This is a genomic window from Nocardiopsis eucommiae (assembly GCF_965344335.1).
Classification (GTDB): domain Bacteria; phylum Actinomycetota; class Actinomycetes; order Streptosporangiales; family Streptosporangiaceae; genus Nocardiopsis; species Nocardiopsis eucommiae.
On sequence record NZ_CBDRIY010000048.1, the window covers coordinates 15,821 to 42,607 of the forward strand.

General features: G+C 71.7%; 26 protein-coding genes and 1 tRNA gene. 13 read left to right on the forward strand and 14 right to left on the reverse strand.

The window, feature by feature from the left end:
- Positions 1 to 55: 55 nt before the first annotated feature.
- Positions 56 to 1,366 carry a cryptochrome/photolyase family protein gene (locus tag ACRWK8_RS23650; RefSeq protein WP_431872906.1) on the forward strand — a complete coding sequence of 437 codons (1,311 nt, stop codon included), beginning with the start codon at positions 56 to 58 and terminating at the stop codon, positions 1,364 to 1,366.
- Between the two features lie 57 nt (positions 1,367 to 1,423).
- On the opposite strand, the gene ACRWK8_RS23655 is transcribed toward ACRWK8_RS23650, so the two are convergent.
- On the reverse strand, positions 1,424 to 1,579 hold the full coding sequence (locus tag ACRWK8_RS23655; RefSeq protein WP_352387987.1) for a hypothetical protein: 156 nt from the start codon (positions 1,577 to 1,579) through the stop codon (positions 1,424 to 1,426).
- 2 nt (positions 1,580 to 1,581) lie between these two features.
- Entirely contained in the window at positions 1,582 to 2,019 is a 438-nt protein-coding gene (locus ACRWK8_RS23660; protein ID WP_352387985.1) for a hypothetical protein, read from the reverse strand.
- A gap of 140 nt (positions 2,020 to 2,159) precedes the next feature.
- Here ACRWK8_RS23660 and ACRWK8_RS23665 point away from each other — a divergent pair, with 140 nt between their 5' ends.
- The 3 genes from ACRWK8_RS23665 (at position 2,160) to ACRWK8_RS23675 (ending at position 3,926) form a co-directional block, all read left to right on the forward strand.
- A complete protein-coding gene (locus ACRWK8_RS23665; protein ID WP_352387983.1) occupies positions 2,160 to 2,522 on the forward strand; it encodes a BlaI/MecI/CopY family transcriptional regulator in 363 nt (120 codons plus the stop codon).
- Between the two features lie 5 nt (positions 2,523 to 2,527).
- Positions 2,528 to 3,472 (forward strand): M56 family metallopeptidase, encoded by a 945-nt coding sequence (locus ACRWK8_RS23670; RefSeq protein WP_378737936.1) that lies wholly within the window; start codon positions 2,528 to 2,530, stop codon positions 3,470 to 3,472.
- Between the two features lie 154 nt (positions 3,473 to 3,626).
- The gene (locus tag ACRWK8_RS23675) at positions 3,627 to 3,926 is read left to right on the forward strand and encodes a DUF2516 family protein (RefSeq protein ID WP_017544166.1); all 300 of its coding nucleotides are present in this window, start codon (positions 3,627 to 3,629) and stop codon (positions 3,924 to 3,926) included.
- Between the two features lie 78 nt (positions 3,927 to 4,004).
- Here the strand turns inward: ACRWK8_RS23675 and ACRWK8_RS23680 are convergent, their stop codons facing one another.
- The 3 genes from ACRWK8_RS23680 to ACRWK8_RS23690 form a co-directional block, all read right to left on the reverse strand.
- Positions 4,005 to 6,491, reverse strand: coding sequence for a hypothetical protein (locus ACRWK8_RS23680; protein ID WP_431872907.1), 2,487 nt, complete (start codon positions 6,489 to 6,491; stop codon positions 4,005 to 4,007).
- 75 nt (positions 6,492 to 6,566) lie between these two features.
- Positions 6,567 to 7,643, reverse strand: coding sequence for a neutral zinc metallopeptidase (locus ACRWK8_RS23685; protein ID WP_431872908.1), 1,077 nt, complete (start codon positions 7,641 to 7,643; stop codon positions 6,567 to 6,569).
- A complete protein-coding gene (locus ACRWK8_RS23690; RefSeq protein ID WP_378738311.1) occupies positions 7,640 to 8,524 on the reverse strand; it encodes a neutral zinc metallopeptidase in 885 nt (294 codons plus the stop codon). The genes ACRWK8_RS23685 and ACRWK8_RS23690 overlap by 4 nt, the downstream gene beginning before the upstream one ends.
- 213 nt (positions 8,525 to 8,737) lie before the next feature.
- Here ACRWK8_RS23690 and ACRWK8_RS23695 point away from each other — a divergent pair, with 213 nt between their 5' ends.
- Positions 8,738 to 10,588, forward strand: coding sequence for a DUF2207 domain-containing protein (locus ACRWK8_RS23695; RefSeq protein ID WP_378737929.1), 1,851 nt, complete (start codon positions 8,738 to 8,740; stop codon positions 10,586 to 10,588).
- 49 nt (positions 10,589 to 10,637) lie between these two features.
- A complete protein-coding gene (gene dtd / locus ACRWK8_RS23700; protein WP_378737927.1) occupies positions 10,638 to 11,063 on the forward strand; it encodes a D-aminoacyl-tRNA deacylase in 426 nt (141 codons plus the stop codon).
- A 45-nt stretch (positions 11,064 to 11,108) separates the two neighbouring features.
- Here the strand turns inward: dtd and ACRWK8_RS23705 are convergent, their stop codons facing one another.
- Positions 11,109 to 11,747, reverse strand: coding sequence for a pyridoxamine 5'-phosphate oxidase family protein (locus tag ACRWK8_RS23705; RefSeq protein WP_378737925.1), 639 nt, complete (start codon positions 11,745 to 11,747; stop codon positions 11,109 to 11,111).
- A 67-nt stretch (positions 11,748 to 11,814) separates the two neighbouring features.
- On the opposite strand from ACRWK8_RS23705, the gene pdxR reads away from it, so the two are divergent.
- Positions 11,815 to 13,413 carry a MocR-like pyridoxine biosynthesis transcription factor PdxR gene (gene pdxR, locus ACRWK8_RS23710; protein ID WP_431872909.1) on the forward strand — a complete coding sequence of 533 codons (1,599 nt, stop codon included), beginning with the start codon at positions 11,815 to 11,817 and terminating at the stop codon, positions 13,411 to 13,413.
- On the opposite strand, the gene ACRWK8_RS23715 is transcribed toward pdxR, so the two are convergent.
- Both ACRWK8_RS23715 and ACRWK8_RS23720 read right to left on the reverse strand, forming a co-directional pair.
- On the reverse strand, positions 13,394 to 14,092 hold the full coding sequence (locus ACRWK8_RS23715) for a response regulator transcription factor (RefSeq protein ID WP_378737921.1): 699 nt from the start codon (positions 14,090 to 14,092) through the stop codon (positions 13,394 to 13,396). The two genes, pdxR and ACRWK8_RS23715, sit on opposite strands and share 20 nt — an antisense overlap.
- A complete protein-coding gene (locus ACRWK8_RS23720; RefSeq protein ID WP_378737919.1) occupies positions 14,089 to 15,282 on the reverse strand; it encodes a sensor histidine kinase in 1,194 nt (397 codons plus the stop codon). Before ACRWK8_RS23720 ends, ACRWK8_RS23715 begins: the two co-directional genes overlap by 4 nt.
- A 124-nt stretch (positions 15,283 to 15,406) precedes the next feature.
- On the opposite strand from ACRWK8_RS23720, the gene phoU reads away from it, so the two are divergent.
- The 3 genes from phoU (at position 15,407) to ispF (ending at position 17,408) form a co-directional block, all read left to right on the forward strand.
- On the forward strand, positions 15,407 to 16,069 hold the full coding sequence (phoU, locus tag ACRWK8_RS23725; protein ID WP_378737916.1) for a phosphate signaling complex protein PhoU: 663 nt from the start codon (positions 15,407 to 15,409) through the stop codon (positions 16,067 to 16,069).
- A gap of 354 nt (positions 16,070 to 16,423) precedes the next feature.
- Positions 16,424 to 16,906 (forward strand): CarD family transcriptional regulator, encoded by a 483-nt coding sequence (locus tag ACRWK8_RS23730; protein WP_026129182.1) that lies wholly within the window; start codon positions 16,424 to 16,426, stop codon positions 16,904 to 16,906.
- A 31-nt stretch (positions 16,907 to 16,937) separates the two neighbouring features.
- Positions 16,938 to 17,408, forward strand: a complete 471-nt coding sequence (ispF, locus tag ACRWK8_RS23735) for a 2-C-methyl-D-erythritol 2,4-cyclodiphosphate synthase (RefSeq protein WP_378738308.1) — start codon at positions 16,938 to 16,940, stop codon at positions 17,406 to 17,408.
- A 750-nt stretch (positions 17,409 to 18,158) separates the two neighbouring features.
- Here ispF and ACRWK8_RS23740 read toward each other — a convergent pair.
- Complete coding sequence (locus ACRWK8_RS23740; protein ID WP_431872910.1) at positions 18,159 to 20,123, reverse strand: DUF2637 domain-containing protein; 1,965 nt, start codon at positions 20,121 to 20,123, stop codon at positions 18,159 to 18,161.
- Positions 20,124 to 20,537: 414 nt separating this feature from the next.
- On the opposite strand from ACRWK8_RS23740, the gene cysS reads away from it, so the two are divergent.
- From cysS to ACRWK8_RS23755, 3 genes are all read left to right on the forward strand, one after another.
- Positions 20,538 to 21,941, forward strand: a complete 1,404-nt coding sequence (gene cysS / locus ACRWK8_RS23745) for a cysteine--tRNA ligase (RefSeq protein WP_378737912.1) — start codon at positions 20,538 to 20,540, stop codon at positions 21,939 to 21,941.
- Between the two features lie 167 nt (positions 21,942 to 22,108).
- On the forward strand, positions 22,109 to 23,083 hold the full coding sequence (gene rlmB / locus ACRWK8_RS23750) for a 23S rRNA (guanosine(2251)-2'-O)-methyltransferase RlmB (RefSeq protein ID WP_378737910.1): 975 nt from the start codon (positions 22,109 to 22,111) through the stop codon (positions 23,081 to 23,083).
- Positions 23,084 to 23,169: 86 nt separating this feature from the next.
- A tRNA-Thr gene (locus ACRWK8_RS23755) sits at positions 23,170 to 23,242 on the forward strand.
- Between the two features lie 53 nt (positions 23,243 to 23,295).
- Here the strand turns inward: ACRWK8_RS23755 and ACRWK8_RS23760 are convergent.
- The 5 genes from ACRWK8_RS23760 to ACRWK8_RS23780 form a co-directional block, all read right to left on the reverse strand.
- Positions 23,296 to 24,021, reverse strand: a complete 726-nt coding sequence (locus tag ACRWK8_RS23760; protein ID WP_431872911.1) for a flavodoxin family protein — start codon at positions 24,019 to 24,021, stop codon at positions 23,296 to 23,298.
- A 158-nt stretch (positions 24,022 to 24,179) separates the two neighbouring features.
- The gene (locus tag ACRWK8_RS23765; protein ID WP_431872912.1) at positions 24,180 to 24,635 is read right to left on the reverse strand and encodes a carboxymuconolactone decarboxylase family protein; all 456 of its coding nucleotides are present in this window, start codon (positions 24,633 to 24,635) and stop codon (positions 24,180 to 24,182) included.
- Positions 24,632 to 25,030 carry a GNAT family N-acetyltransferase gene (locus tag ACRWK8_RS23770; RefSeq protein ID WP_378737904.1) on the reverse strand — a complete coding sequence of 133 codons (399 nt, stop codon included), beginning with the start codon at positions 25,028 to 25,030 and terminating at the stop codon, positions 24,632 to 24,634. Before ACRWK8_RS23770 ends, ACRWK8_RS23765 begins: the two co-directional genes overlap by 4 nt.
- Positions 25,031 to 25,118: 88 nt before the next feature.
- Entirely contained in the window at positions 25,119 to 26,189 is a 1,071-nt protein-coding gene (locus ACRWK8_RS23775; protein ID WP_431872913.1) for a pirin family protein, read from the reverse strand.
- A gap of 88 nt (positions 26,190 to 26,277) precedes the next feature.
- The coding region (locus ACRWK8_RS23780) for an LLM class oxidoreductase (RefSeq protein ID WP_488186466.1) at positions 26,278 to 26,787 on the reverse strand (510 nt) is incomplete at its 5' end.

Genomic DNA, 26,787 nt, shown 5'->3' on the forward strand with positions numbered 1-26,787 from the left:
CCACCAAGGAACACGCCCGGTAGTGTGATGGTCTCGCAAAGTGAAGGAGTCCTTCGTGGGCACCCCCGTCATCGTCCTGTTCACACAGGATCTGCGCCCGCACGACCACCCCGCGCTCAGCGCCGCCCTGCGCACCCCCGGGCCGGTCGTCCCCCTCTTCGTCCTCGAACCCGGGCTCCTGGCGCGCGCCGCCCGCAACCGCCGCGCCTACCTGGGCGAGGCCCTCGCGGACCTGCGCTCGGGCCTGCGGGAGAGAGGGGGCGACCTCCTCCTGCGCCGGGGAGACACCGCCACCGAGGTCGGGAAGCTGGCCCGGGAGACCGGCGCCCGAGCCGTCCACCTCAGCGCGGGCGTGAGCCGGTTCGCGACCCGGCGCCTGGACGACCTGCGCGCCACCGGGCTGGAGGTGTGCACCCACCCCGGGCTGACGGTGGTCCCACCCGGCGACGTGACCCCCGCCAGCGGTGACCACTACAAGGTCTTCACCCCCTACTGGCGGGCCTGGGAGGCGGAACCGTGGCGCGCGGTGCTGCCCGCGCCCGAGAGCCTGGAACTGCCCGAGGGGCTCGACCCGGGCGCCCCGTTCACCCCGGACGACTCCGCGGGGGTGGGCTCCCTGGCCCCGGAACGGCAGGCGGGCGGCTGGACCCGGGCACGCGCACGCCTGCGCTCCTGGACGGACGGCGGCCTGGCCGACTACGGGGACCGGAACGACGACCTCCCCGGCGCCGCCACCTCCCGTCTCTCCGCCGACCTCAGGTTCGGCTGCCTCTCCGCGCTGGAGGTCGCCACCGCCGCCCGGGACCTGCCCGGGGGCGACGCGTACGTGCGCCAGCTCGCCTGGCGTGACTTCCACCACCAGGTGACGGCGGCCTTCCCGTGGATCAACACCCGCGACTACCGGGCGCGGGACCGCGAGTGGCGACGTGACCCGGAGGCGCTGGCCGCCTGGAAGGAGGGCCGGACCGGCGTGCCGATCGTGGACGCGGGCATGCGGCAGCTGCTCCGCGAGGGGTTCATGCACAACCGCACCCGCATGATCACCGCCGCCTTCCTCACCAGGACACTGTCGGTGCACTGGCGCGAGGGGGCCGCGCACTTCGACGCGCACCTCACCGACGGGGACGTCGCGAACGAGTACGGGAACTGGCAGTGGACGGCGGGGACCGGCAACGACACCCGGCCGAACCGGGCCTTCAACCCCTCCCGTCAGGCGCGGCGCTTCGACCCGGAGGGCGTCTACGTGCGCCGGTACGTCCCCGAGCTCGCCGAACTGTCGGGGGCGGGCGCGCACCGCCCCTGGACGGAGGGGGACGGGGAGGGCGTCGAGGGCTACCCGGCGCCGATCGCGGACCCCGGCCGGTGACCCGAGCCGGAACGGCCCGGGGGAGGGCCCGGGGGCGCACACCCCCGGGCGGACGGCTCAGCCGTTGTAGTGCCCGCAGTTGGGGCAGGTGCGCACCCCCGCGTTGAGGTACTCACCGCACCTCTCGCACTGACCGACGATGGGCTTGTCGTGCTTGGGGGACATGCGGGTGCCGGGATCGGGCAGCAGGGGGAGCCGGAGCACGGGATTCAAGGTCAACCTTCCGTTTCGGCCAGACCGTCGATGACGTCGTCCAGGACCAGGGAGCGGTCCCGGGCCGACATCAGACGCAGTTCCCGCAGTGCGGGGAGGGTGTCCACGCCGTCGCCCCCGGCCCCCGTCACCGTGCACACGCGCATGCAGTGCTGGGTCGGGGGCCGCCAGAAGTCGCGTTCGTCGATGGGGGCGATGCGGTACACCGTGGCGGGGTACTGGGACGGGCGGCTCGGGGAGTGCCACTGTTGGACGCGGGACAGGACGAAACCCGTGATCAGGGAGTCGAAGACACCGCCCGACGCGAGGTCGGACAGGGCGTCCTCGTCGCCCTCGGCGCGGCAGGCGTCACACCCGGCGAGTTCCGCGCGCAGCAGCCAGCGGGCACGCGCGTGACTCACCTCAGGGTTCTTGAGCTTGCTCGGATGCCGGTGTCCCATGGAACGGAGCGTACGTCGGACGCCCGGGGGCGCGGTAGACGGGGCCTTCCCCGGGGTCCCGATCCCCTTCCCCGAAAGCCATCCCGAATTAACGTGGGGGTGCCACGACGAGTAGTACTACTGGTCGTAGACTTGTGAACATGAATCGGCTTGGCGAACTTGAACGCGCGGTGATGGATGTACTGTGGGCACGCAACGAACCAATGACGGTTCGTGAGGTCGGAAAGGCTCTCGCTGATCGGGACCTGGCCCACACGACCGTCATGACGGTGCTCGACCGACTGGCCAAGAAGAAGGTCGTCGACCGGGCACGCGAAGGTCGTGCGTGGCGGTACCGTCCAGCGGCCAGCCGTGAGAACTACGTGTCGGAGCTGATGTTCGACGCGCTCGGTCAGACGGTTGACCGCGACGCGGCCCTGGCCGCCTTCGTCCAGTCCATGGACGGTGGGGAGGCTGAAGCGCTTCGTCGCGCACTCGCGGAAATCGAGCAGCCAAGGAACTAGCCCCTATGGTCAGTGCCGCCCTCCTCACACTCGTCGCGGTCAGCTGCCTCGTCGCCATGGAAGCACTCCACCGGGCGAAGTGGCCCTCCCGCGGTCCCTACACGGCGGTCATCGCCTGGCAGGCGCTCGGCCTTGCCTGGGGCGTGTCCACCATCGGCGCGTTGCTGGCCTACGGCCTGTCCTCCTACGAGCTCGGCGCCGCCGGCGGCCTGTTGGCCGCCGCCACCGACCTCCTCACCGGCCAGTTCATCGTCTCCGAGTTCTCGCAGGGGATCGAGGGCCTGAGCCACCTCGCCGCCGTCGTGCTCGCGGCCGCGCTCACCCTCGTGCTCTTCTCCGGGCTCGTCGCCTCCTTCGTCCAGGTGGTCAGGGTCCGCAGACGCCACCACGACCTGCTCGAACTGGTGGCCAGCGAACACCCCGACGTTCCGGGCGCGCGCGTGGTCGACCACCCGGCCGCCGCCGCCTACTGCCTGCCCGGGGTGCTGCGCTCCCAGGTGGTGATCAGCGCCGGGGCCCTGGAGGTGCTCGACACCCGCGAGCTCGCCGCGGTGCTCGCCCACGAGCACGCCCACCTGCGTGAACGCCACGACCTCGTCCTGCTCCCGTTCTCCTCCCTCAAGCGGGCCTTCCCCCGCGTGCGCCTAGTGCGGACCTACTACGAGAGCGTCGCGCTGCTCATCGAGATGTGCGCCGACGACCAGGCCCGCCGCCGGAGCTCCTCACGGGAACTCGCCATGGCGCTGCTCCGCTTCGGCGCCGCCGGGCCCGCGCCCGTGCCCGCCGGAGCGATGGCCGCCGTGCACGCCGCCGAACCCACCGTCATGCGCCGGGTCAACCGGCTCCTGCGTCCCGACGACGAGCTCCCGTACCACGCGGGCGCCGTGATCATGGGTGCCTCGGCCTTCCTGCTGGCCACCGTGACCTGTCTCTGGCACATCCCCATCTGACCGTCGCGCACGCCGCGCCGGGTGGTCCGAACCACCCCGCGCGCACCCGGTCCGTGATCTCCCCCTCTCTCGGGCACGATCCCCGCGTCCGGTCCGTTTAACGTGGAGAGCGGGCGGAACCCCGTTCGGACGCGTGTGGCGACTGGAGTGAGTCTTGTTCTTCTGGATCTGGCAGCTGATCTACCTCGTGACGTTCGTGGCCAGCCTGTACGCGTTCATCGAGGCCCTGAGGACACCCGAGCAGGCCTTCGTGGTCATGGACAAGCAGACCAAGAAGCTGTGGGTGATCCTCACCGGTGTGGCCTCCGGCGTCTCGCTGCTCGCCGTTCTGACCGGCACCGGCATGTTCGTCATCCTGGGTCTGGTCGCCACCCTCATCTTCCTGCTGGACGTCCGTCCCGCCGTGAAGGGCGTGGGCGGCAACCAGAACAACGGCCCCTACGGGCCCTGGTAACCCGGAGCGGCGGAACCCTCCGGCCTCCGGTGGCACCCGTCCCTGGGTGAACGCCGTCCCCGGCTCCCGGGGGCGGGGTCATCCGCCGTGCCGGGCCGAGGGCACCGGAGGCAGCACCTCCGACAGCGCCTCCGCGTAGGCCGGATCGCTCGTGTAGTGGCTGTGCCCCAGGATCTCGGGGCGTCTGGCCTCCCCGGGCGGGGCGTCGTAGGAGCGCGGGTCGGGCAGCGGTTCGGCCTGGTCCACCACCTCCAGGGACACCTCGGCACCGCCGTCGTCCGCACCGGCGCCACGGCGTCTGACCGGACCGCCGATGGCGTCGGTGACCCGCCACAGGTTGCGCCAGGCCGACACCCTCCCGGTCAGGTCCGCGAAGGACGCCGGTCCGAAGTAGGCGGGGAAGTACCGCGCGTACAGCCGGTCCAGCGGTGAGCCGTGGGTGATCAGACGGACCCGGGACCGGCAGCTCCGGGGCAGCTGCCACACGGTCGCGGCGGCCAGCACCGACCCCTGCGAGTGGCCGGAGAGCACCACGTCCGTGCCCTCCCCGGCCATCCTCGCCACCCGCGCGGTCAGCTGCGGCACCGCGCGCTCGGCGTAGGAGGGCGGGGCCAGCGGGTGCGCGACCCTCGGCCAGAAGGTCCCCACGTCCCACACCGCGCCCACCGCCTGCCGGGTCGGGCGGTCCCGGTAGGCGCTCCGGCCGATCCACACGAGGGCCACCAGGCTGACCCCGCCGAGGAGCGACCCCACCCCCACCAGGGCGTCCAACGCGCTCTGGACCGCCCCCTGGAACTCCCCGGCCACGGCCATGGGCGCGTCCACCGGACCGGCGACCAGGTTCCCGCTGATGATCGAGTAGAGCGCCAGCCCCACCAGGGGCACCACCGGGAGCAGCAGCGCGGCGAGCACCGTGGGCAGCACCTCGGTCATCCGACCGGCCGCCCTGGCCCTGGCGATGTCCCAGGTCCGGCGGTCCCGCACACTCCGCGAGTACAGCGAGGTCACCTCGGGCAGCTGCGCCCGCACCGCCCCGCGCAGGCGCAGGGCGAGGACCGCCACCACGGCCAGCACGATCACCGCCTCGAAGGCGAACGCCAGCTGCAACCACGAGTAGGCGGTCGGCGGCGACAGCGCCAGGCATCCGGCCTCGGGCGCGCTCACGGGGCCGCAGCCGCTCAACCACAGGGAACCCTGGTACACCAGCGCGGCCGAGAACCCGCCACCGAGCAGTGTCCCGAGCGCCGCCGTCGACGGACCGGCCAGCCCGCGCATGGCGGTGCGCTCGTGCGGGCGGTCCACCGCGAACAGCACCAGGGCCGCCACCAGCAGCATCAGCACCAGTGCGCCCTGGATGGCGAAGAGCGTGTTCAGCATGGTGCCGCTGCCCGGGAGCCGTCCCTCGGCCACCCAGCCGGGGCGCGGCCAGACCGTGTAGAGCGCGACGGCGAACACCAGGACGAGCATGGTGTCCCGCAGCACCCGGCAGAACCGGTCGGCCCGGGCGTTCCACCGGGGGTCCAGCCCGGGCACGAGGACGCTCGCGGTGCTCGCCGCCGCCACGGTCGCCAGCAGGAGCGCCAGCAGGGTCCCAAGCCACCAGAGACCCGGCTCGGCGGCCGACCCCCCGCCCCGGGCCGAGAGGTCGTACTGGAACGCGGGCACCAGCAGCAGGGCCGCGACCGTGCCCACCGCCAGCGCGATGTGCGCCGACCTCAGCCGGGCCATGATCTCGCTGTTGCGCCAGAAGTCCGGGTGGCTCAGCGGGGCGTCCTCGGAGTGGTCCGGCGGCACCGGGCCGGTCACCACCTCGTAGTCGGCGGCCGTTCTCCGGGAGAGCCGCCACAGCACCACGATCACCGCCGCGGGCAGCACCGCCCCCACCAGCAGGCCCCACCCCGGCGCGGACAGCGGGGAGGAGGGTGCGGCCAGGAAGGCCAGCCACGGACGCGCCTGGACGCAGGTCTCACCCAGCCCCGCGCACTGCCAGCCCACCAGGTCCATTCCGATCCCGGCCGAGGCCAGGGTGATGAGCACGGTTAGCGACAGCGCCAGCAGCCGCACCCCCGCCCCGTAGGCGATGCTGGCCGCCCTGCGGACCCCGGTCTGGCCCCGGTCCATCCGGCCCGGCCGCATCCAGTACGCCACGTTGAGCATCATGAACGGCAGCAGCAGGAGCCAGAACGCCCGCGTGGAGCTGCCCGAGGTCAGGTTGCCCCAGGCGAAGATCTCGCGCCGCACCCCCGGGACGCTCTGCGTGTCCGGCTCACGCCGCCAGCGGAAGAAGCCCGCGAGCCGGTCGCCGCCCACACGCATGGCCGGCTCCACGTCCAGGAGCTCCTCGGCCTGGCCGCCGCTGACCCCGTGCACGCGCAGCTCCACGCAGTTGCGGACGGGAGCGGACCGGGGCTCGGCGGTGGGCGCGACCGGGGGCACGACGGTGGTGACCGCGGTGTCCACGGGGGAGCGTCTGACGGCGGGGGCCCGGGTGGCGGAGAGGGAGGGTGACGCGGGGCGAGGGTGCTCGGGCTCGTACGAGCCGGAGGGTTCGGGGGTGTCCGGCATGTCAGCATCCTGCCACGCACAGTCGCGATGAAACACGGAAAGCCGGAGCCTGTGGACAACCCGTGACCAGGCGCGCTACTTCACCATTCCCTCGTCACTCACGTCCCAGGTGTTGCAGGCACCCGCCGACTGCTCGGTCCAACCGGTCCGTGTCCACCACACACTGTTGTCCGAGGAACCGTGCGTGCGCTCCTCCTCGGGGCCGTCGGGACGGTCGGCGGTGGCCGAGGCGTCGTCCAGGAGTGTGGACAGGTCCCCCTCCGAGAGCGGGTAGCTCACCCGGATCGACCCCAGGAACGCCGCCGACAGGCAGTTCGCCTGGAGCTCGCTGCGCCGCGTCCAGGAGTTGCGGCCCGCGGCGTCCTCCTCCAGCTGGCGCTGCTCGTGGTAGTACTCCAGGAGCCCGGACTCACCCTGCACGTGGTGCCCGTACTCGTGGGCCAGCAGGGACGCGTACACCACGCTGTCGTCCGCGCCGTTCCACTTCTCCACCACGTCCGAGGTGCCGATGTAGATCGCGCCGCTGGCACGGCAGTAGAAGGCGCCCGCCGGGGACGGGTAGGCACGGCAGGGACTCACCCCGGGCTCGTCCCAGAACACCCGGTCCGGCGGGGCGAACGGGATGCCCGCGCGGTCGAACTGGGTCTTCCACGCGTCGTCCAGACAGTCCGCGACCAGGTGCAGGAACCGCTCCATGGAGCCGGGGTCGTCGACGTCGAGCTCGGGGACCGGGCACGGCAGCGGGCTGAGCCGTCCGGTGTCGTAGAGGGGGTTGGCGACCAGGGCGCTGTGACCGGTGGGGCGGTCGGGCAGGGTGCGACCGGGCAGCCCCAGCTGGCCGGTGGGTGCCTCGGCGGTGGGGCTCGGAAGCTGGCCGGGCTTGTCGTCGCCTCCGCCGTCCGCCCGCTCCGAGACCGTGTCCATGGCGGACTCGCCCTCGTTGACGCTGGTCCAGGAGAGCAGCGACAGTGCGAGCAGGGCCACGAGGAGACCGCACACCGCACTGAACACCCTGCGGTTGGTGCGGTGCGCCCTGCGGGAGTACTCCAGCCGGGTGAACGCCGCGGACAGGGCGGGATCGGAACCCACGGAACCTCCGGGTCCGGATCCGCCGGGCTCGTCGGAGCCTCCCGGACCGTGGTCACCGCTCACCGCACCAGCTCCTCGCGGGCTTCCCAGGTGTTGCAGGCCGCCGGGTCGCGACGGTCCAGACCGTGCGCGGTCCACAGACGACCGTTCTCCACCGATCCGTGCGTGCTCGTGCCCGCGTGGTCGGAGCGGAGCCCGACGGAGTCGAGGATATTGGCTCGCTCCGACTTCCCGTAACCGAGGGACTCCTCAGCGGAGCCGACGAACACCCCGCCCAGGCAGTTGGCCTGGAGCTCGTTGCGCCGGGTGAGCTCGTCCGCCGTCTCCTCGTCGGCGTTGCCCCGCAGGGAGCGGAACTCGGCCAGGATCATCGACTGCCCCTGCACGTGGTGCCCGTACTCGTGGCTGAGCAGGAACGTGTACGCCTCGGCCTCGTCACTGCCGGCGGAGGCCGCCACGATGTCCTCCACTCCCAGGTAGAGCCCCTGGTTGGCCTGGCAGTAGAAGGCCGCCGTCCCCTCCTTGGGGAAGGGCCCGCACGGGCTGTTGCCCGCCGCGTACCAGTACACGCGGTTGGGGGAGGAGAACGGGATGCCCGCCTCGTGGAAGTAGGTGCCCCACGCCGCGTCCAGGCAGTCCGCGATCGCGTGCACGAAGGTCTCCACCGAAGCCGGGTCCTCGGCGTCCATCTGCGGCGGACGACACGTGACCTCGCCGAGTTCACCGTTGGCGTAGAGCGGGTTCTGCCCCAGGGGGTCCTCGATCGGCACGGCGTCGGTGTCCGGCGAGGCCGACTCGGCGGACAGCACCTGGGTGGCGTCCGGTCCGAGGGGCTCCCCCCAGGCCGGCTGCGCCGTCGGCAGCAGCGCCGAGAACGCCAGGAAGCCCGTGAACCCCACGGCGGCGAGCCCCGTCCCCAGGGACAGCGAGACCCCCAGCCCCATGCGCTGGAGGAAGCCGGGGCGCTCCGCCCACGGGTCGGACTCGGGTCGGTTCCGTCGTCGGGTCAGCACGCGACCGGGCCCCCGTCCCGCGCGGAGGGTCCGGCCACGCCGGAGGAAGGATCGACGGAGCCACCAGCGGGGGTCCGGTTCGCGACGCCGGGGAGGGCGCCCGATGGATACGGCCCGCTCGCGGACCGGATAAGCTCTCGCGTCATGTGGTGGGTCGGCTCCTGGCGCCCGGCCGTCGCGATGGCGACGGCCCTTCTCGTGTTCTCCTCGCTGTTCGTGGTGGTCGCCGCGGGGTGGCCGGGAGGAGCGGCGCACGCGGTGACGGCGACCGCACCGGCAACCACAGTACCGGGGCACGAACCGGCGGTCAGCGGTCGGCATTCCGACCCGGACACGGTCATCACCAACGATATCCGCCTGGAACTGGACCAGCTGGGCATCCTGCACGGCGAGGAGTCCCTGCGCTTCGAAGGTCCGGCGCCGGAGACCTTCACCCGGGCGCTCACCGCCACGATGCTCTACGACACCGACCACGACCGGCGGTTCGAGATCAACGGGGTCACGGCGGTCGACTCCGGCGGCTCCACCCTCCAGGTGGAGACCGAGGAGACCGACGGAGCCCTCCTCGTCCGCATCCCCACCGAGGGCGCGCGCGGAGTGCGGCTCAGCTACCGGGTGAGCGGCACCGTGGGCGAGGTCGCCCAGGGCGTCCAGCTGGAGTGGCGCGCCGTCGGCGCCTACAGCCACGACGTCCGCTCCACCGACGTCACCGTGACCGCCCCGCAGCCCCCCGAAGCACTGTCGTGCCTGGCGGGCGAACCCCGCAGCGCCATGTACTGCACCGCCTCGGACATGGGCGGGGACGCGGTCGTCGCGCACTTCCTCCAAGCCGACATGACCCCCAGCGACCGGCTGGACATCGTCGTGAACTACCCGCCCGGCACCGCCGAGGGCGAACCCCTCCTGAACCGGCGATGGTCGCTGGCGTCCGCATTCCAGGTGACACCGGCCACCGCGAGCGTGTTCGGACTCCTGCTGTTGGTCCTGGTCGGCGGGCTGATCGCGCTCATCCGCCTCCGGGGACGCGACGAACGCGCACTGCGCAGCGAGGCGGCGGAGGGCGACCACGCACCCGTGGCCCGTGGCGAGCACGGCCAGATGCGCTTCGCCCCGCCGGACGACGTCCACCCGGGCCAGATCGGCACACTGGTCGACGAGCGCGTGGACATCGCGGACCTCACCGGAACCGTCCTCGACCTGGCCGTACGCGGTCACCTCCGGGTCGAGGAGCTGCCCCACGAGCACTTCACCTCGGTGGACTGGAGGCTGGTCCGCCTGGACGGACCGGCCGAGGAGACCCTGCTCTCCTCCGAGTGGCTCCTGCTGGACGCCCTCTTCGGGGAGCGCCGTTCCGTGCGCCTGTCCGAACTCGGGTCGCCCCGCCACTCCGACGACTTCCCGGCGCGTGTGGACCGGGTCCGCGAGGAGCTGTACCGCGACATGGTCCGGCTCAAGTGGTTCTCCCGCTCACCCAGCCGAGTGCGGGGGACCTGGACCACCGTGGGCATGGCGCTCACCGCCGTCGGCGTGGTCCTGACCGGTGTGCTCGCCGTGTTCACGAACGCGGCCTTCACCGGACTGGCCGTGATCATCGCCGGGGCCGCCGTCACGGCGGGGGCGCAGTACATGCCCGCCAAGACCAGGCTCGGCAGCTCCGTCTACGCGCACACGATGGGCTTCCGCGACTACCTGCTCAGCCCGCGCGCCCAGAGCGCCCCGCCCGGAGAACGGGTGGAGCTGTACTCGCGCTACCTGCCCTACGCGGTCATCTTCGACGACGTCGACCGCTGGGCCAACATCCTCGCCGCGGCGGCGATCGCGGACCTCAGCCCCGAGGAGCTCGACGGTGACGGCCTGCACTGGTACACCGGGCCGCGCGAGTGGCGGATCGAGGACTTCGCGGACTCGATCAGCACGTTCGTGGTCACCCTCACCGGTCTGATCACCAACACCCGGCGCGTGCGGCTGCTCAACCAGCTGCAACGATCGAGGTAGGACCGCCCGACCGAGGGCGGGGAACACGTGGAGAGGGCGGGGGAGGACCATGCGCGCTGTCGTGCAGCGGGTGTCGCACGCATCGGTGACGGTGGAGGGCGAGGTGGTCGGAGAGATCACCCGTCCCGGCCTGATGGCCCTGGTGGGGGTCACGCACACCGACACCGAGGAGGAGGCCCGCAAGGTCGCCAGGAAGCTCTGGACCCTGCGGATCCTGGAGGACGAGAAGTCCTGCTCCGACGTCGCGGCGCCGCTGCTGGTGGTCAGCCAGTTCACCCTCTACGGCGACGCGCGCAAGGGCCGCCGCCCCACCTGGCAGGCGGCCGCGCCCGGACCGGTGGCCGAGCCCCTGGTGGACGCGGTCGTGCGGGAGCTGCGTGACCAGGGCGCCGAGGTCGCCACCGGGGTGTTCGGCGCCCAGATGTCCGTCGGCCTGACCAACGAGGGTCCCTTCACGGTCATCGTGGAGGTCTGAGGGCGGGGCCGGGGCGGGGCGGCGTGCCGCCCGCCGGGTCACACGTCACCGCGTCACACGGGCCAGGACGTGCTCCGGGACAGGGAGGTCGTGGACCAGGGCCGGGTCGGTGACCGGCGGGTCGAAGACCGTCCGGACCGGCTGCACGCCCGCCCAGATCGGCAGGGCGTAGTCCTCCTCGTCGTCGCCGGGCGGGCCCGTGCGGACCTTCACCGACGCCTCCTCCAGGGACAGCGCCAGCACCCTGGTGGCGGCCAGCTCCTTGGCGTCGGGCTGGCGGGCCGCGTCCCACCGCCCCGGAGCCAGTTGCTCGGTGATCGCCCGCAGCCCGTCCCAGCGCTCCCGTTCGTCGGTGACCACGCGCGGTGTTCCGAAGACCATCGCGGAGCGGTGGTTCACGGAGTGGTGGAAGCCCGAGCGTGCCAGGACGATCCCGTCCAGCAGGGTGACGGTCACACACATCTCGCCCTCCGTCCGCAGGGACCGGGCACCGGTCGATCCGTGCAGGTACAGGGTGTCGTCGATCCGCCCGTACCCCGTGGGAACGACCCGGGGCGCACCGTCGACGACCACGCCCATGTGGCACACCAACCCCTCGTCGAGGAGGTCGTACAGTTCGGCGCGGTCGGTCCGGGTCTTGTGCTTGGCGCGGTTGAGCCGTGTGCGTTCGGTGGTGGAGAGCATGGGTCTACGGTAGGCAGAAGTGGATACCCGAACCATGGCCACTTCTGGCAGGAAGTGAAAGACCACTGTGCGCCGACACCTCACCGAACCGCCCGTCCGCCTCGACCGCGCCGACCCCACGCCGCTCACCGCGCAGCTGTCCGGCGCCCTGCGGGAGGCCATGGCCACCGGGGCGCTCAGGGCCGGGGAACGGCTGCCCTCCAGCCGGGCACTGGCCGGGCAGCTCGGAGTGAGCCGCACGGTGGTCACCGACGCCTACCAGCAGCTCTACGCCGAGGGCTGGCTCGACGGCCGCCACGGTTCCGGCACCTTCGTGGCCGAGCACGGGCCCCTGCCGAGACCGTCGGCCCCCGCCCGACCACGACCCGCACACGGCGCCGAACCCGTACGGGGGCGCCCCTCACGGGACGAGGTCCGCCGCGCCGGGGTCGTGGACCTGCGCGCGGGCGCCGCCTGGGTCCGCGACCACGACCGCGCCGCGCTCCGCCGGGCCTGGCGGCACGCCGCCGAGATCCCGCCCTCGGACGACCCCGACCCCCGGGGACACCCCGGGCTGCGCGCCCTGCTGGCCGAACACCTGCGCCGCACCCGGGGCGTACGGGTGGGGCCCGAGAACGTCCTGGTCACCAGAGGGACCGGCAACGGGATCGACCTGGTCGGCGCCCTGACCGCCAGCCGGGAGGGCTGGCCCGGCGCGGCGACGGCCCCCACGGCCCGCTTCCGCGCCGGGGTGGAGGAGCCCGGTTACGGGAAGGCGCGGACCATCCTGGCCGCACGCGGAGCCGAGATCGTTCCCTGCCCCGTCGACCACGACGGCATCCGCCCCGACGACCTGTCCGACGACCTCGCGCTCGTCTACACCACCCCCGCCCACCAGTACCCGCTGGGCGGACGCCTCCCCCTGCCTCGTCGCGAACGCCTCCTGGCCTGGGCCCGACGAACCGGCGCCGTGGTGATCGAGGACGACTACGACGCCGAGTTCCGGTACGACGTGGCGCCCCTGCCCGCCCTGTACGGGCTCGACCCCGAGCGGGTCGTCCTGCTCGGCACCCTCTCCAAGACCCTCGACCCCGACCTCGGCATCGGTTGGGTCGTGGCCGAACCCGACCTGCTGCACCGCCTCGCGCGGGTACGGGCCGAGCTGTCCGACCGCACCAGCGGCCCCGTCCAGGCCGCCACGGCCCTCCTGCTGGAACGCGGGGACCTGGACCGGCACCTGCGCCGGATGCGCCTGGAGTACGCCCGCCGCCGCGCCGTGCTCGTGGAACACCTCGGCCCCAGGATCGGCGGGGACACCGCCGGGCTGCACGTGCTGCTCCCGCTGCCCGAGGAGGCGGTGGCGCCGGTGATCGCGGCGGCGGCTGAGGAGGGCGTCCTGGTGGAGGACACCAGCAGTACGTGCCACGGCGACCCGAGCGTGCACGGCCTGGTCATCGGCTACGGGACGGCGGGCGGCACGGAACTCCGCCGCGCCTGCGAGGTCCTGGCCCGCGCCGTGGAACGCCACGCCGGAGAGCGCGGTGGCCCCGGCCCGGAGAGTGACCGGTCGTCCCGGAGGTCCCGGGACGCGGCGCGACCGCGACCCGGGACACGGGGAAGGAGATCGGGGAGGGAAGGGGAGAGGGACCCGGAGGGTCTCCCGCGCCCTACTCGACCTCGACGGTGACGGGCTCGAACTTGTAGCCGAGGCCGCGCACCGTGACGATGTACCGCGGGCTGCTCGGGTCCTCCTCGATCTTCGCGCGCAGACGTTTGACGTGCACGTCGAGGGTCTTGGTGTCACCGACGTAGTCGGCGCCCCACACGCGGTCGATGAGCTGCATCCGGGTGAGCACCCGCCCGGCGTTGCGCAGCAGCACCTCCAACAGCTCGAACTCCTTCAGCGGGAGCTGCACGCTGTCTCCGCGCACCGTCACGACGTGCCGCTCCACGTCCATCCGGACGGGACCGGCCTCCAGCGCGGCGGGCAGGACGATCTCGTCCTCACCCCGGCGGCGCAGCACCGCGCGGATGCGCGCCACCAGCTCACGGGAGGAGAACGGCTTGGTCACGTAGTCGTCGGCGCCCAGCTCCAGACCGACGACCTTGTCGATCTCGGAGTCCTTGGCGGTGAGCATGATGACGGGGACGTTGGACTTCTGCCGCAGGGTCCGGCACACCTCGGTGCCGGAGAGCCCGGGAAGCATGAGGTCCAGCAGGACCAGGTCGGCGCCGGTCCGGTCGAAGGTCTCCAGAGCGACGGTCCCTGTGGGCGCGACCGCGACCTCGAAGCCCTCCTTGCGCAGCATGTACGACAGGGCGTCGCTGTAGGACTCCTCGTCCTCTACTACGAGTACGCGCGTCACTGTGCCGTCTCCTGGTGGTTGTCGTTCCGGGTCGCGTCGAGCTCCCGGCTCTCGGGTCGGGGCAGACGCAGTGTGAACGTCGAACCCGACCCCTCCTTGCTCCACACGGTCACTTCTCCACGGTGGTGGGTCATGATGTGCTTGACGATGGCCAGACCGAGACCGGTACCACCGGTGGCCCGGCTCCGAGCGGCGTCCACACGGTAGAACCGCTCGAAGATTCGCTCCAGGTCCTGCTGGGGGATGCCGATCCCCTGGTCGGCGACGCTGATGTCCACGCTGCTCCGCGAAGTCCCGACGGACACCGCGACCCTCGTGTTCTTCGGACTGTAGGCGACGGCGTTGGCGATGAGGTTGCGCAGGGCGGTCCCCAGCATCGCCTCGTCACCCAGGACCGTGAGCCCCTCGGCACCGCTGCCGACCAGCTCGATTCCCTTGGCGTCGGCGGGCATGCGCACGGTGTCGATCGCCTCCTCGACGATCGACCCGAGATCCACCGGGGCGGGCTCCGCGATGGGCTCGGCGCCCTGGATACGGGAGAGGGTGATCAGGTCCTGGATGACCGCCGTGAGCCGGGACGCCTCGGTCTGCATGCGACCGGTGAAGCGGCGCACCGCCTCGGGGTCGTCGCTGGCGTCCTGTACGGTCTCCGCCAGGAGGGACAGCGCGCCCACGGGGGTCTTCAACTCGTGCGAGATGTTGGCCACGAAGTCGCGCCGGACCGCCTCCACCCTGCGGTGTTCGGTCTGGTCCTCGGCCAGGACCAGCACCAGGCCGGTGCCGCCCAGCGGGGCGACCCGCACGGCGAAGGACGTGGCGTCGGGGCCGAACTTGCGGACGGCCACCTCGATGTCGGTCTCCCGGATCACCCCGTCACGCCGCACCTTGCGGGCCAGCGTGAGGAGTTCGCCTATGACCAGTTCCTCGCCTCGGACGAGGCCGAAGGCCCTGGCGGCGGAGGAGGCGCGCAGCACCCGGTCGCCGGAGTCGAGCACCACGGCGGAGGAGGGGAGCGCCGACAGCACCTCCGCCACCCCCTGCGGGAGGGTGCTTCCGTCGTGGCGGGGTGACGGCGCTTCCTCTCCTGTGGTGCGTGTACGGAAGAGAGGGCTGGCGGCGACGACGCCGATGGCGACGCCCACGACGAGCCCGATGATGCCGACGACCGCGGCGAGAAGTTCCCCTTGCACGATTCGATCGTAAACGTGCGGACTGGGGCTTTACCCGGTCAGAGCATGTGACACAACCGAGGTTCTTTCACAGTTCACCAACTCTTGGCCGATTCTTCAAACACAGACTGGGAGCATTGAGGACATGCGCGATACCTACCATGAGGACCTAGACAGCCTGAGTGAACGCCTTGTCGAGATGACGAGGCTCGCCAGGCACGCCGTCGCGCGGGCCACCACGGCCTTGCTGGACAGTGACCTGAACGCGGCCCAGGAGGTGATCTCGGGTGACGAGGAGCTCAACCGCCTCGACCAGGAGATCGAGGACACCGCCTTCAGCCTGATGGCGCGACAGCAGCCGGTCGCCTCCGACCTGCGGACGATCATCACCGCCCTGTCGATGCGCGGGGACCTCGAACGGATGGGTGACCACGCCGTTCACCTCGCGAAGATCGCCCGGCGCCGCCACCCGGACTCCGCTATCCCCAAGCCGGTCCGCTCCATCGTCCTGGAGATGGGGCACCAGGCGGAGCTCCTGGTGATCAAGGCCGGTGAGGTGATCATGGAGCGGGACCCCGACACCGCTCTGGAGCTGGACAAGGACGACGACAAGATGGACCGGCTGCGGCGCAAGCTGCTGCAGCGCATCCTCGCTCCGGGCTGGGAGTACGGGGTGGAGGCCACCATGGACGTGACGCTGGTCGGCCGGTTCTACGAACGCTTCGGTGACCACGCGGTGCACGTGGCGGACAACCTGGTCTACATGGTGACGGGCGAGAAGCGTGAGGACTACGAGCCCGAGGCCTGATGACGGAACCATGACGTGCGGTGCGGTCGGGTTGGCCGGGCTCGGAGATCCGGACGGGTCACGGGTGGGCCAACCCGATCCGAAATCGTGACCTTTGTCGCTGTGGACGCTCGCGGAGGGTGGTCGGGCGGGGGCGAACCCTACCCCGATCCGCGTCCGCGTCAAGCCGCGCTTCGGCTGGCCAGCAGGGGTGGAGGGCTCTCCGAGGCGCTCCGACCGGGCGGCCGGGACTCCTCGGGTACACTTTGTCAAGACCTAAAATGTGTGGCCTGACCTGCGTGTTCGCAAACCTAATAGGTACGTTAAGTCACAGATTCGTGGTATCCTTGTGGTAGCGGAAGGGGTACCTGTCACATGGCTTTCAAGGTCGGCGACACTGTTGTCTACCCCCATCATGGGGCTGCTCGTATTGAAGCGATCGAGACTCGCACCATTAAGGGCGAGGACAGAACCTACCTCGTTCTGAGGGTTGACAAAGGCGATCTGACGGTGCGTGTGCCGGCCGCGAACGCCGAGGATGTCGGCGTTCGTGACGTGGTGGGGCAGGAGGGCCTGGACAAGGTCTTCGAGGTGCTGCGCGCACCTCACACCGAAGAGCCCACCAACTGGTCCAGGCGCTACAAGGCGAACCTGGAGAAGTTGGCGTCCGGCGACGTCAACAAGGTCGCCGAGGTCGTTCGGGACCTGTGGCGCCGGGACAAGGAACGTGGCCTGTCCGCGGGCGAGAAGAGGATGCTGGCCAAGGCCCGGCAGATTCTCGTGAGCGAACTCGCACTCGCGGAAAAGACCAACGAGGACAAGGCGGAAGCCCTCCTCGACGAGGTTCTGACGAACTGATACTCGCGGAATCACGTAATTCATGACGAAAATGCCTCGGGTGGGCGTCGGTACCGACGTCCACCCGTTTTCTCCTGGACGAACACTTTTTCTCGCCGGTTTGGAATGGCCGGGTGAAGAGGGTGTCAGCGGCCATTCCGACGGTGATGTCGCCGCCCACGCGGCGTGCGACGCGCTGCTGTCCGCCTGCGGACTCGGGGATCTCGGTTCCAACTACGGCACCGCCGATCCCCGGTGGAAGGGCGCCTCGGGCGCGGCCCTGCTCACCGAGACCGTCGCTCGCGTGCACGCGGCCGGATTCGAGATCGGCAACGTGGCCGTCCAGATCATCAGCAACCGACCCAAGTTCGCTCCCAGGCGCGACGAGGCGGAGAAGACCCTCTCCGAGGTCGTGGGTGCGCCGGTGAGCCTGTCGGCCACCACCACCGACGGTCTGGGCCTCACCGGCCGGGGTGAGGGCATCGCGGCCGTCGCCACGGCCCTCTGCGCTCCCCGGGACTGACACACGCACGGAGGGCGGTCCCGCGGGCGCGGGACCGCCCTCCCTGCGTTGAGCAGTGGCCACGGGACACCCGACCTCCCCCACGCCCAGTGGCGTGGGGGAGGTCGGGCGTGGCGCACCGCCTGACGGTGTTCCCTGCGCAGGGGCGCTGACCGTCGGCCACTCGGGGTGGGCGGGGCCCTCGCTCCGGCGACGTGGGAGGCGGTATCCGGTCCGTGACGCAGTGCCTGGTCAGGGGGCCGAAACCCGCCCTCCCCAGTCCCTTGCGCGCGATTCCGGTGTTGTCCACGGGGCGCGGTCGGTGGTCGTCCACAGGTGCGCGGACCGGCCCTGGCGAACCCCCTGCGGCACGCGTAGCGTCGATTCTGGGGGATCCTCCGCTCCCGCCCGCCTCATGCTGCCCGCACCCACGCGGCCCGGTGCGGTGCCCTCAGGCTCGCCTGCTCCGCACCGACGCGACCCGGCTCGTTTGCCCTGCGGCCCGTGCCGTGCCCACGGGCTCGCTCGCTCCCTACCGGTGTGGCCCGTGTGCCGTGCCCGCAGGCTTGCTTGCTCCGTACCGGCGGTCCCCAACTCTCTTGCCCCGCACCCATGCGGCTCGGCTCAGCGCCCTGAGGCTCACCTGCTCCGACCCATGCGGGCCCCGGCTCCTTTGCTCCGCTCCCACGCCCCCGGACACACGTCGGCCCCGGAGCCAGGGGCTCCGGGGCCGACGTTCCGTGTTCGCGGCCTCGCTTCGGACCGTCCGGCTCAGTGGTCCTCGGGGGGCAGCGGCTCACTCCGCACGCGGCGTGAGGGCGGACCCGAGGCGAAGTCCGGCAGGGGCGGGCGCTTCGGTTTGAGGACCATCGGCCGCTTCTCCAGGGACCTGAGCGAGCGAGGACCGGTGCGGGGCGCGCGCTCCGTCAGGGGTTCGCGCTCGGGCTCCGGCCGAGCCACCGGCTCGGGCTCGGGCTCGGGGTCGTGCTCCGGCTCTGCCTCTGGCTCCGGTTCGTGGTCCGGCAGCGGCTCGGGCTCGGGCAGCGGCTCCGGCTCGGGCCGGGCGGCGCCGGGCGGCACCGAACCCATCCGGAAGGCGGCCCGCACCTCGGGGCCGGTGTCGTGGTCCAGTGCCGGGGTCGGCCCCTCGGCCCCACCGGTCGCCCGTCCCACCAGGGGAGCGGCCTCGGCCGGGGTGTCGTCCTCGGGAGGGGTCCACACCGGGGGCACGTAGTCGGCCAGGGGAGAGGGGGCCGTGTGCTCGGAAGGCGGTTCCCAGAGGGGCGGCCCTCCGTGGTCGTCCACGGTCCCGGACTCCGCTCCCGCCGTCTCTTCCGCCACGGTGGGCAGATCCTCGATCTCGGGCAGGGCGCCGGACCCGGTCTCGCCCTCGGGCCACAGCTCCACGGGACCGTCTCCCCGACGGTCCTCCCGGGCTCCCCCGGCCTCGGAACCGGTTCCCTCCCCGGTGCCGGGCCCAGCGACGGCCGGTTCGGGGTCCGGCCGCTGCTCGGGCTGCGGTGTCCGTTCGGGCTCCGGGACGACCGGAGCGGGAACCGGTGCCTCCGCCTCGTCCGTGCTGGGGTCGGCCACCGGGGAGTCGTGCTCGAACCCCTCGTCAGCGAGGCGGTCGGAGTCCGTGACCAGGTCAGCGGAGTTCGCGGCCCCGTGCCCGACGTCGTGACCGGACTCGGCCTTGGCGTCGGACTCGGACTCGGACTCGGGGGAGAGGGTCGGGGCGGGCACCACCGGCGGCTCGGCGGCCGCGCGCCTGATCGGGTTGTCGCCGTCACGGGCACGGCGAGGAAGCGGCAGCGTGGGCACGGAGGCCTCGCCGGGATCCTCGTGCCCGGCCTCCACAGTGGTGATCGGTTCCGTCGGGGAGTCCGCGTCGTCGGCGTCGGAACGGACGCCCCCCTCCTCGGAGAGACCCACGGAGCCGACCTCGACGGTCGCTCCGCTCTCCCGTTCGCATTCCTCGACTTCGGCCCGCTCCGGCTCGGCTCGGGCCGCGCGCTCCCGCTCCTCCCGCTCGCGCTCCTCCTGTTCAGCGCGCTCCCGGTCCTCGCGCTCCCGGTCCTCGCGTTCGAGGAGCTCCTTCTCCTCCCGCTCCTCACGGTCGCGGCGCAGAGTGGAGACGCGGGCGGGCAGCGGCGCCGTCCGGGACGCGTCCTCGGGCCCGTTCGCCGGGTCCTCGTCCTCGTCGTCCGAGCCCAGGCGCAGCAGCCGGGTCTTGAGCGTCTCCGTCCCGCGTTCGTCGCGGGGCGGGGCGTCTTCGGGCCCCGGACGCGGGCGCAGCACTGTGGCGCGGTCGTCGGCCGGGTTGGCGCGTGGACGACCCCGGCTGTTGCGCCTGCGGACGTGCGCGCGCACGGTGATCCACAGCAGGAACGCCACCAGCAGGGCGGCCAGCGGTGCCACCGCCACCACCACCTGGACGATCCCCTCGTGGTTCGCCGCGATGCGGTCCACCATGTCCATGCTGTGCAGCACCATCGGCACGGCCGCGGCGAGGATCAGCAGGGGGATGAGGACGACGTCCACCCAGAGACGCTCACTCGGCGGCGCCGCGCGCAGCACGTAGCTCACCCAGAAGGCCATGAGGACCAGCAGGGCGAAGGTCAGCGGGAAGACGTGCGGGAGGAAGCCGCCCTCGTGATGCACGATCAGGGCGAACCGGTAGATGCCGTTGTAGGCGATGACTAGGGCGCACAGGGCGATGACACTGACGAACACGGCGCCACCGACGAGAGCACCGGCTCCCGCGCCGCGATTCGCGGTCCGACCGTTCCGTGTCCCTGTCTCGGGGGCGTTGTTGAAAGGGGCCATCGTCACCGAAGCGTAGTCCAGGCGGTGCCACGAACACGAGATTCCGGCCGATTCCGGCTGCTTCTCGACGCCGGTGCCGACGGGTGGGCTCCGCCGACCCGCCCCGGTCGGCGGAGCGTGCCGGGCGATCCCCCTCCGGAGAGGGGTCGGAACACCGGGTCATCTCACATCCGGCCGAGGCCGATACGGCTCGCCCCATATGAGTTCTCCGGGCTGTCCGGAGAGATCCGGACCGGGTCTCGGGGCGAACCCCGTACCAAAGCCGTGGTGCTTACTGGTTTGTGATGCCCCGGTCAGGGGAGAACGGATAGTCTTGACAACGTGAGTCTGCGCTTCTACGACACCAGTGCCCGACAGGTCCGAGACTTCACCCCCATCCGTGAGGGGTGTGCCTCCCTGTACCTGTGTGGTGCCACCGTGCAGGCACCCCCGCACATCGGCCACATCAGGTCCGGTGTCAACTTCGACATCCTGCGCCGCTGGCTGACCCACCTCGGGTACGCGGTGACGTTCTGCCGCAACGTCACGGACATCGACGACAAGATCATCCGGGTCGCCGCCGAGGAGGGCGTCCCGTGGTGGCAGGTGAGCGAGCGCAACCAGCGCGCCTTCACCTGGGCCTACGACACCCTGGGCTGCCTGCCGCCCACCGTCGAGCCGCGCGCGACCGGCCACGTGCCGGAGATGATCGAGCTGATGCGCCGCCTGATCGACGCCGGGCACGCCTACGCCGCCGACGACGGTTCGGGTGACGTCTACTTCGACGTGCGCTCGCACCCCGCGTACGGGGAGCTCTCCAACCAGCGCCTCGACCAGGTCGTGGAGTCCGCCGACTCCGACCCGGACCGGGACAAGCGGGACCCGCGCGACTTCGCCCTGTGGAAGGGCGCCAAGCCGGGCGAGCCCAGCTGGGAGACCCCCTGGGGGCGCGGCCGTCCGGGCTGGCACCTGGAGTGCTCCGCGATGGCCACCAAGTACATGGGCCCCAGCTTCGACATCCACGGCGGCGGGATCGACCTGATCTTCCCGCACCACGAGAACGAGCAGGCGCAGTCGCGCGCCGCGGGCGACGGCTTCGCCCAGTACTGGCTGCACAACGGCATGCTGGCCATCGGCGGCGAGAAGATGAGCAAGTCCATCGGGAACTCGCTGCTCATCCCGCAGGTGGTGCGCAAGGTGCGCCCGGTCGAGCTGCGGTACTACCTCGGCCAGGCCCACTACCGGTCCACCATCGAGTACTCCGACGCCGCGCTCCAGGAGGCCGCCGCCGCCTACCAGCGGATCGAGGGCTTCCTCACCCGTGCCGTCGAGGTGCTGGGCGCGATCACCCCGGCCGCCGACGTCCCGCCCGCGTTCACCGAGGCGCTCAACGACGACCTGGGCGTCTCCCAGGGGTTGGCGATCGTCCACGGCCACGTGCGCGAGGGCAACACCGCGCTCGCCGCCGGTGACAAGGAACGGGCCCAGGAGCTCGCCGCCGAACTGCGGACCATGCTCTCCGTGCTGGGCCTGGACCCGCTGAGCGAGCAGTGGTGCGGCGGCGGGGACCAGGGGCTGACCGAGGTCGTGGACGCTTTGGTGGCCGTCGCCCTCGAACAGCGCCAGGCCGCGCGCGGGCGCAAGGACTACGCGGCCGCCGACGCCATCCGCGACCAGCTGGCCGACGCCGGTGTGGTGGTGGAGGACACCCCGCAGGGCCCGCGCTGGGACCTGCGCAAGGGCTGAGCTCCGCCGTGACCGGGGCCGTGCGGGACCGGCCCCGGTACCGACGCGTGTGGTGCCGGGTCGGCACTAGGCTGGGAGTTTGCCGCCGCCCCTCGGCGCCGCGGCTACCCCATCGGCCGGAAGAGTCCTTCCGGCATGCTCGCGACACGTAACGGGAGGCGGCGACCATGCCGGCGAAGAAGAGTAAGAAGGGCCCCACGAAGGGCAGCGGCGGCAAGGGTCGGCGTTCCCTGGAGGCCAAGAGCGGCACCCTGCCCGCGGAGCAGCGGCACTGGTACGACGGCAAGCAGCGGCACAAGGCCAACAAGCGCGCCGCGCAGACCGGCGGCCCGGCGGCCTCGGACAGCCCCCGCAAGGAGCGCTCGCCCAACCGGCCGGACAACTCCGACCTCCTCATCGGCCGTAACCCCGTGGTGGAGGCCCTGCGCGCGGGTATGCCCGCCACCCGCCTGTTCCTGGCCAACAGCCTGGACCCGGACGACCGCGTCAACGAGGCAGCCAAGCTCGCGGGCGCCCAGGGCGTGGACGTGGTGGAGGTCAACCGCACCGACCTCGACCGTCGCTGTGAGAGCAACGGCCTGCCGGGCGCCACCCACCAGGGCATCGTCCTCCAGGTCCGCCCGTATCAGTACTGGGCGGCCGAGGGGCTGCTCGACAGGGCGCTGGCGTCGGACACCCCGCCGCTGATCGTCGCCCTGGACGGGGTCACGGACCCGCACAACCTGGGCGCCATCGCGCGTTCGGCCGCTGCCTTCGGCGCGCACGGCCTGCTCATCCCGGAGCGCCGTACCGCCAGCGTGACGATGTCCGCGTGGAAGACCTCCGCCGGAACCCTGGCCAAGCTGCCGGTGGCCCAGGCCACCAACCTGACCCGCACGCTGGAGATCTACAAGAAGGCGGGGCTGTTCGTCGCCGGTCTGGACGCGGGTGGCGACACCCAGCTGCCCGACCTGGAGCTGGCGACCGGCCCGCTGGTGATCGTCGTGGGTTCCGAGGGCAAGGGCCTCTCCCGCCTGGTCCGCGAGGTCTGCGACGTGGTCGCGAGCATCCCGATCAGCGGCGCCGAGTCCCTGAACGCCTCCGTGGCCGCCGGGGTCTCCCTCTACGAGGTGGCCCGTCGCCGCGGAGCCGACGCCGGCTAGTCCGGCACGGTGCCGAGTAGGCCACGCGGCGCCGGACCCGGTACCATTCTGCTGGGACGTACCGGGGCCAGGCGCTCCGGCGGTCGGCCGACGTAGCTCAATTGGCAGAGCAATCGCCTTGTAAGCGATAGGTTAGGGGTTCAAGTCCCCTCGTCGGCTCTCATGCTTCCTCTGGCCCGGTCACCCGACCGGGCCAGAGTCGTTCCGGGTGGTCAGCGGTGTTCGGGGTTGGCGTTCTCCGGTCGGCAGCCCGCGTCCCACGCCGCGCGCTGGTTGCCGTAGGCCGGGAACCCCCCGGCCCGGCGGATCATCGACGCCGTGTGCATCAGGTTGTGGGCCATGAAGCTGATGTTGCGGTTGGCGAAGTCGTTCTCCGGACCGCCGGAGCCCTCGTCCAGGTACGACGGACCGGGCCCGACCTCACCGACCCAGCCCGCGTCGGCCTGGGGCGGGATCGTGAAGCCGATGTGCTGCAGGCTGAACAGGATGCTCATCGCACAGTGCTTGAGGCCGTCCTCGTTGCCGGTGAGCAGGGTGCCGCCGACGCGTCCGTAGTAGGCGTACTGACCCTGGTCGTTGAGCACTCCGGAGTAGCCGTAGAGCCGCTCGATCACCCGGCGGGTCACGGAGCTGTTGTCGCCGAGCCAGATCGGTCCGGCGATGACCAGGATGTCAGCGGCCAGGATCCGCTCCAGGAGCGCCGGCCACGCGTCGGTCTCCCACCCGTGCTCGGTCATGTCCGGCCGGACACCGGTGGCGATGTCGTGGTCGACGGCGCGGAACTGGTCCACACTGACCCCGTTCGCCTCCATGATCGCCACGCTGCGGTCGATCACCCCCTGGGTGTGGCTGCGCTCCGGAGAACGGTTGAGGGTGCAGTTGACGTAGGTCGCGCGCAGCCCGGTGAAGTCGGGCCGCTCGGTGACGGAGGTGGTCAAGGGGTGTCCTTCCGGAAGTGGGTCCGTGCTGTTGCTGCGCGGGGCACGTGGCCGCGTGCCTGTTGGTGAATCAGCTATCAGGGATCCGCCGCCCGACCACCGCCGACACGGCGGCGACGCGCGAGGACCGTCTCCCCGCAGGTTGGGCGGGCTCCGACCTACCGCAGCACGGGGTGCCCGCTGGCGATCGAGACCCGGTTGAACGCGTTGATCAGGGTCGCCGTCCACTCCACGGCGGAGATCTGGGCTGTGGTCAGGTGGGCGGCCGCGCGGGCGTTGACGGCCCGCCGGTCGACGGCGGGGTCGATCACGGTGAGGGACTCCGCCAGTTCGAGCGCGGCCCTCTGCGCGTCCGTGAACAGGCGCGTCTCGCGCCACGCGGGCAGCACGTCCAGAGTGCTCTGCTCGATCCCGGCCTCGCGGGCCCTGGGGAGGTGGATGCTCAGACAGGTCGCGCACCCGTTGATCTGGGAGACCCGGATGTTGACCAACTCGATGAGGTCGTCGCCCAGACCGGCCTCGTGGGACGCGGCCCGGGAGGCCGCGGCGGCCCTGAGCATCGCCCCGTAGACCTTGGGGTGCTCCTTGTCGATGTAGGGGCGCTCCGCGTTCACGCGTCACCCGCGTTCCGGACCGTCTCCTCGACGAGCGCGAGGTCGGCGGGTCTCGGTCGGCGGAACCTCCCGCCCTCGGCCCTGTACTCGTCCCCGTGCCTCTCCAGGTGCCTGGCGAAGAGCGGGCACACGGGCACGACGGTGAGGTTCCTGCGGATGCTGTCCGCCAACGCCTCGCGGACGAGCAGTCCGGCCAGGCCCCGGCCGCCGAACTCGGCGTCCACCTCGGTGTGGAAGAAGACCCGCTCGTCGGTGGCCCGTGGAGTGTCGACGAAGTCCGCGCGTCCGGCGAGGGTGCCGTCGTCCACGCTCACCGTGTAGGCGCCCACGGCACCCGTCCGGCGGAGGTCGACGGACACGGGCGCGCCGGTCCGGTCCGTTCGCTGTTCGGTCATGTCGGATACCTCTCCTGCTGCTCCGCCGGGACGCGGTTCGTCCCGGTCGATCGTGGTGTGGCCGAGGGTTCCCGCGTGCCCTGGGGCGTCACTCACGCGGTGCCGTCCGACCGTCGAGCTGGGGGTGGGGCGGCGGATTCCTCCTGGGACGCATCCGCACCGTCGGCAGGTCGGGGGCCGGAATCCTCGTCATTCCCTCGCGGTTCCTGCCCGGTCCGCCGTGCCCCACGTACCCCTCGACGCGACCGAACCTCTCCCCGTGGTTCTGCCATTCCTCGCGGTAGCGCCGGATCTCCTCGGTCGAGCGGCCCAGGAAGTTCCACCACATGAGGACCTCCTCGCCGAAGGGGGTACCGCCCAGGAGCACGAGTCGGGCCGGTCGGTCGCCGTCGTTGGCCACCCGCAGGGTCCGGACACCCACACCCGTGTAGCCCATCGCGTCCCTGGGCACGTGCACGGATTCGAGCGTGACGTCCTCTCCCGTGTCGACCAGCAGTCCGTGCTCGAAGCGGGGATCGACGGGCAGTTCGAGGACGCCGCCGGGGTCGAGTCGGAGCTCGGCCCCCACCAAGGGCGTGTACGTGCGCACCGGCGACCGTGATCCGAGCAGGGAACCGAGGAACACGAGCGCCGATCCCGAGGCGAACTCGACGCGCTCGGGGGTGTGGCGTTCGAAGCCACGGTCCGGGCTGTGCCGGACCTCGTCCGGAAGGGCGACCCAGAGCTGCACTCCGTGGAGCCGTTCCGCCTCCGGGGTGGAGGTCTCCGAGTGGCAGATGCCCGCTCCCGCCGTCATCAGGTTCATCTGTCCGGGAACGACGATCGCGGCGTTCCCTCCGGAGTCGTGGTGGGCGATCACGCCGTCGAACAGCCACGTGACCGTCTGGAGGCCCGTGTGGGGGTGCGGAGCCACGTCCATCCCTCCGGTGGCCGCCGTGTCGTGGGGTCCGAAGTGGTCGACGAAGCACCACGCGCCGATCAGTGAACGCTGCTTCTGCGGGAGGGTGCGACGCACGTCGATCGAGCGGGGCCCGCCCAGGGGCACGGAGCGGGCGGTGATGATCTCCACCGGAGCTCCGCCCGCGTAAGAGGCCCGGGGGCCGGGGAGGCCCCCCTCGGCGCACACGAAGGCGTCCGGGTGGTTCTCCGTGGTGGTCATCGTGGTTCCTCTCCTGGTGCCTGGGTGCGGCCGCGGCGGACTGCCGGGCCCGGAACGGGGGGCGGACTCCCGCGTCGGTCGTCCGGTCTCAGGCCCTCGCGGGCGGGGCCGTGCCCTCCGCCTCACGGGCGGCGAGAAGTGAGGCGTGCGTGGGGGCGTCGGGCACGTCGGTCGGCCGGTCCCTGGCGAACTCCCTCCTCAGGGTCGGCAGGACCTCCTCGCCGAGGATGTCGAGCTGCTCCAGCACGGTCTTCAGGGGGATGCCGACACTGTCGACGTTGAACAGCTGCCGCTGGTAGTCGCCGAAGCTCTCACGGAAGGTGAGGGTCTTGTCGATGACCTGCTGGGGGCTGCCGACGCTCAGCGGGGTCTCCTCCATGTACTGCTCCAGTGACGGTCCGCCGCCCATCAGGGGGGAGTGGTCGAAGTAGGGGCGGAACTCCCGTACGGCGTCCTGGGAGCGGGGCCGCATGAAGACGTGGCCGCCGAGCCCGACGATCGCCTGCTCGGCCCTGCCGTGGCCGTAGTGGGCGTAGCGCCTGCGATAGAGGCCGACGAGCTTCTGGAAGTGGCGCTTGGGCCAGAGGATGTTGTTGGC

Excerpts from the sequence above, each read along its gene's own strand:
- ACRWK8_RS23660 (WP_352387985.1), bottom strand. The coding sequence starts at position 2,019 with ATGGGACACCGGCATCCGAGCAAGCTCAAGAACCCTGAGGTGAGTCAC.
- ACRWK8_RS23665 (WP_352387983.1), top strand. The coding sequence starts at position 2,160 with ATGAATCGGCTTGGCGAACTTGAACGCGCGGTGATGGATGTACTGTGG.
- ACRWK8_RS23670 (WP_378737936.1), top strand. The coding sequence starts at position 2,528 with ATGGTCAGTGCCGCCCTCCTCACACTCGTCGCGGTCAGCTGCCTCGTC.
- ACRWK8_RS23680 (WP_431872907.1), bottom strand. The coding sequence starts at position 6,491 with ATGCCGGACACCCCCGAACCCTCCGGCTCGTACGAGCCCGAGCACCCT.
- ACRWK8_RS23690 (WP_378738311.1), bottom strand. The coding sequence starts at position 8,524 with ATGGGGCTGGGGGTCTCGCTGTCCCTGGGGACGGGGCTCGCCGCCGTG.
- ACRWK8_RS23695 (WP_378737929.1), top strand. The coding sequence starts at position 8,738 with ATGTGGTGGGTCGGCTCCTGGCGCCCGGCCGTCGCGATGGCGACGGCC.
- dtd (WP_378737927.1), top strand. The coding sequence starts at position 10,638 with ATGCGCGCTGTCGTGCAGCGGGTGTCGCACGCATCGGTGACGGTGGAG.
- ACRWK8_RS23705 (WP_378737925.1), bottom strand. The coding sequence starts at position 11,747 with ATGCTCTCCACCACCGAACGCACACGGCTCAACCGCGCCAAGCACAAG.
- phoU (WP_378737916.1), top strand. The coding sequence starts at position 15,407 with ATGCGCGATACCTACCATGAGGACCTAGACAGCCTGAGTGAACGCCTT.
- ACRWK8_RS23730 (WP_026129182.1), top strand. The coding sequence starts at position 16,424 with ATGGCTTTCAAGGTCGGCGACACTGTTGTCTACCCCCATCATGGGGCT.
- ispF (WP_378738308.1), top strand. The coding sequence starts at position 16,938 with ATGCCTCGGGTGGGCGTCGGTACCGACGTCCACCCGTTTTCTCCTGGA.
- rlmB (WP_378737910.1), top strand. The coding sequence starts at position 22,109 with ATGCCGGCGAAGAAGAGTAAGAAGGGCCCCACGAAGGGCAGCGGCGGC.
- ACRWK8_RS23770 (WP_378737904.1), bottom strand. The coding sequence starts at position 25,030 with ATGACCGAACAGCGAACGGACCGGACCGGCGCGCCCGTGTCCGTCGAC.
- ACRWK8_RS23775 (WP_431872913.1), bottom strand. The coding sequence starts at position 26,189 with ATGACCACCACGGAGAACCACCCGGACGCCTTCGTGTGCGCCGAGGGG.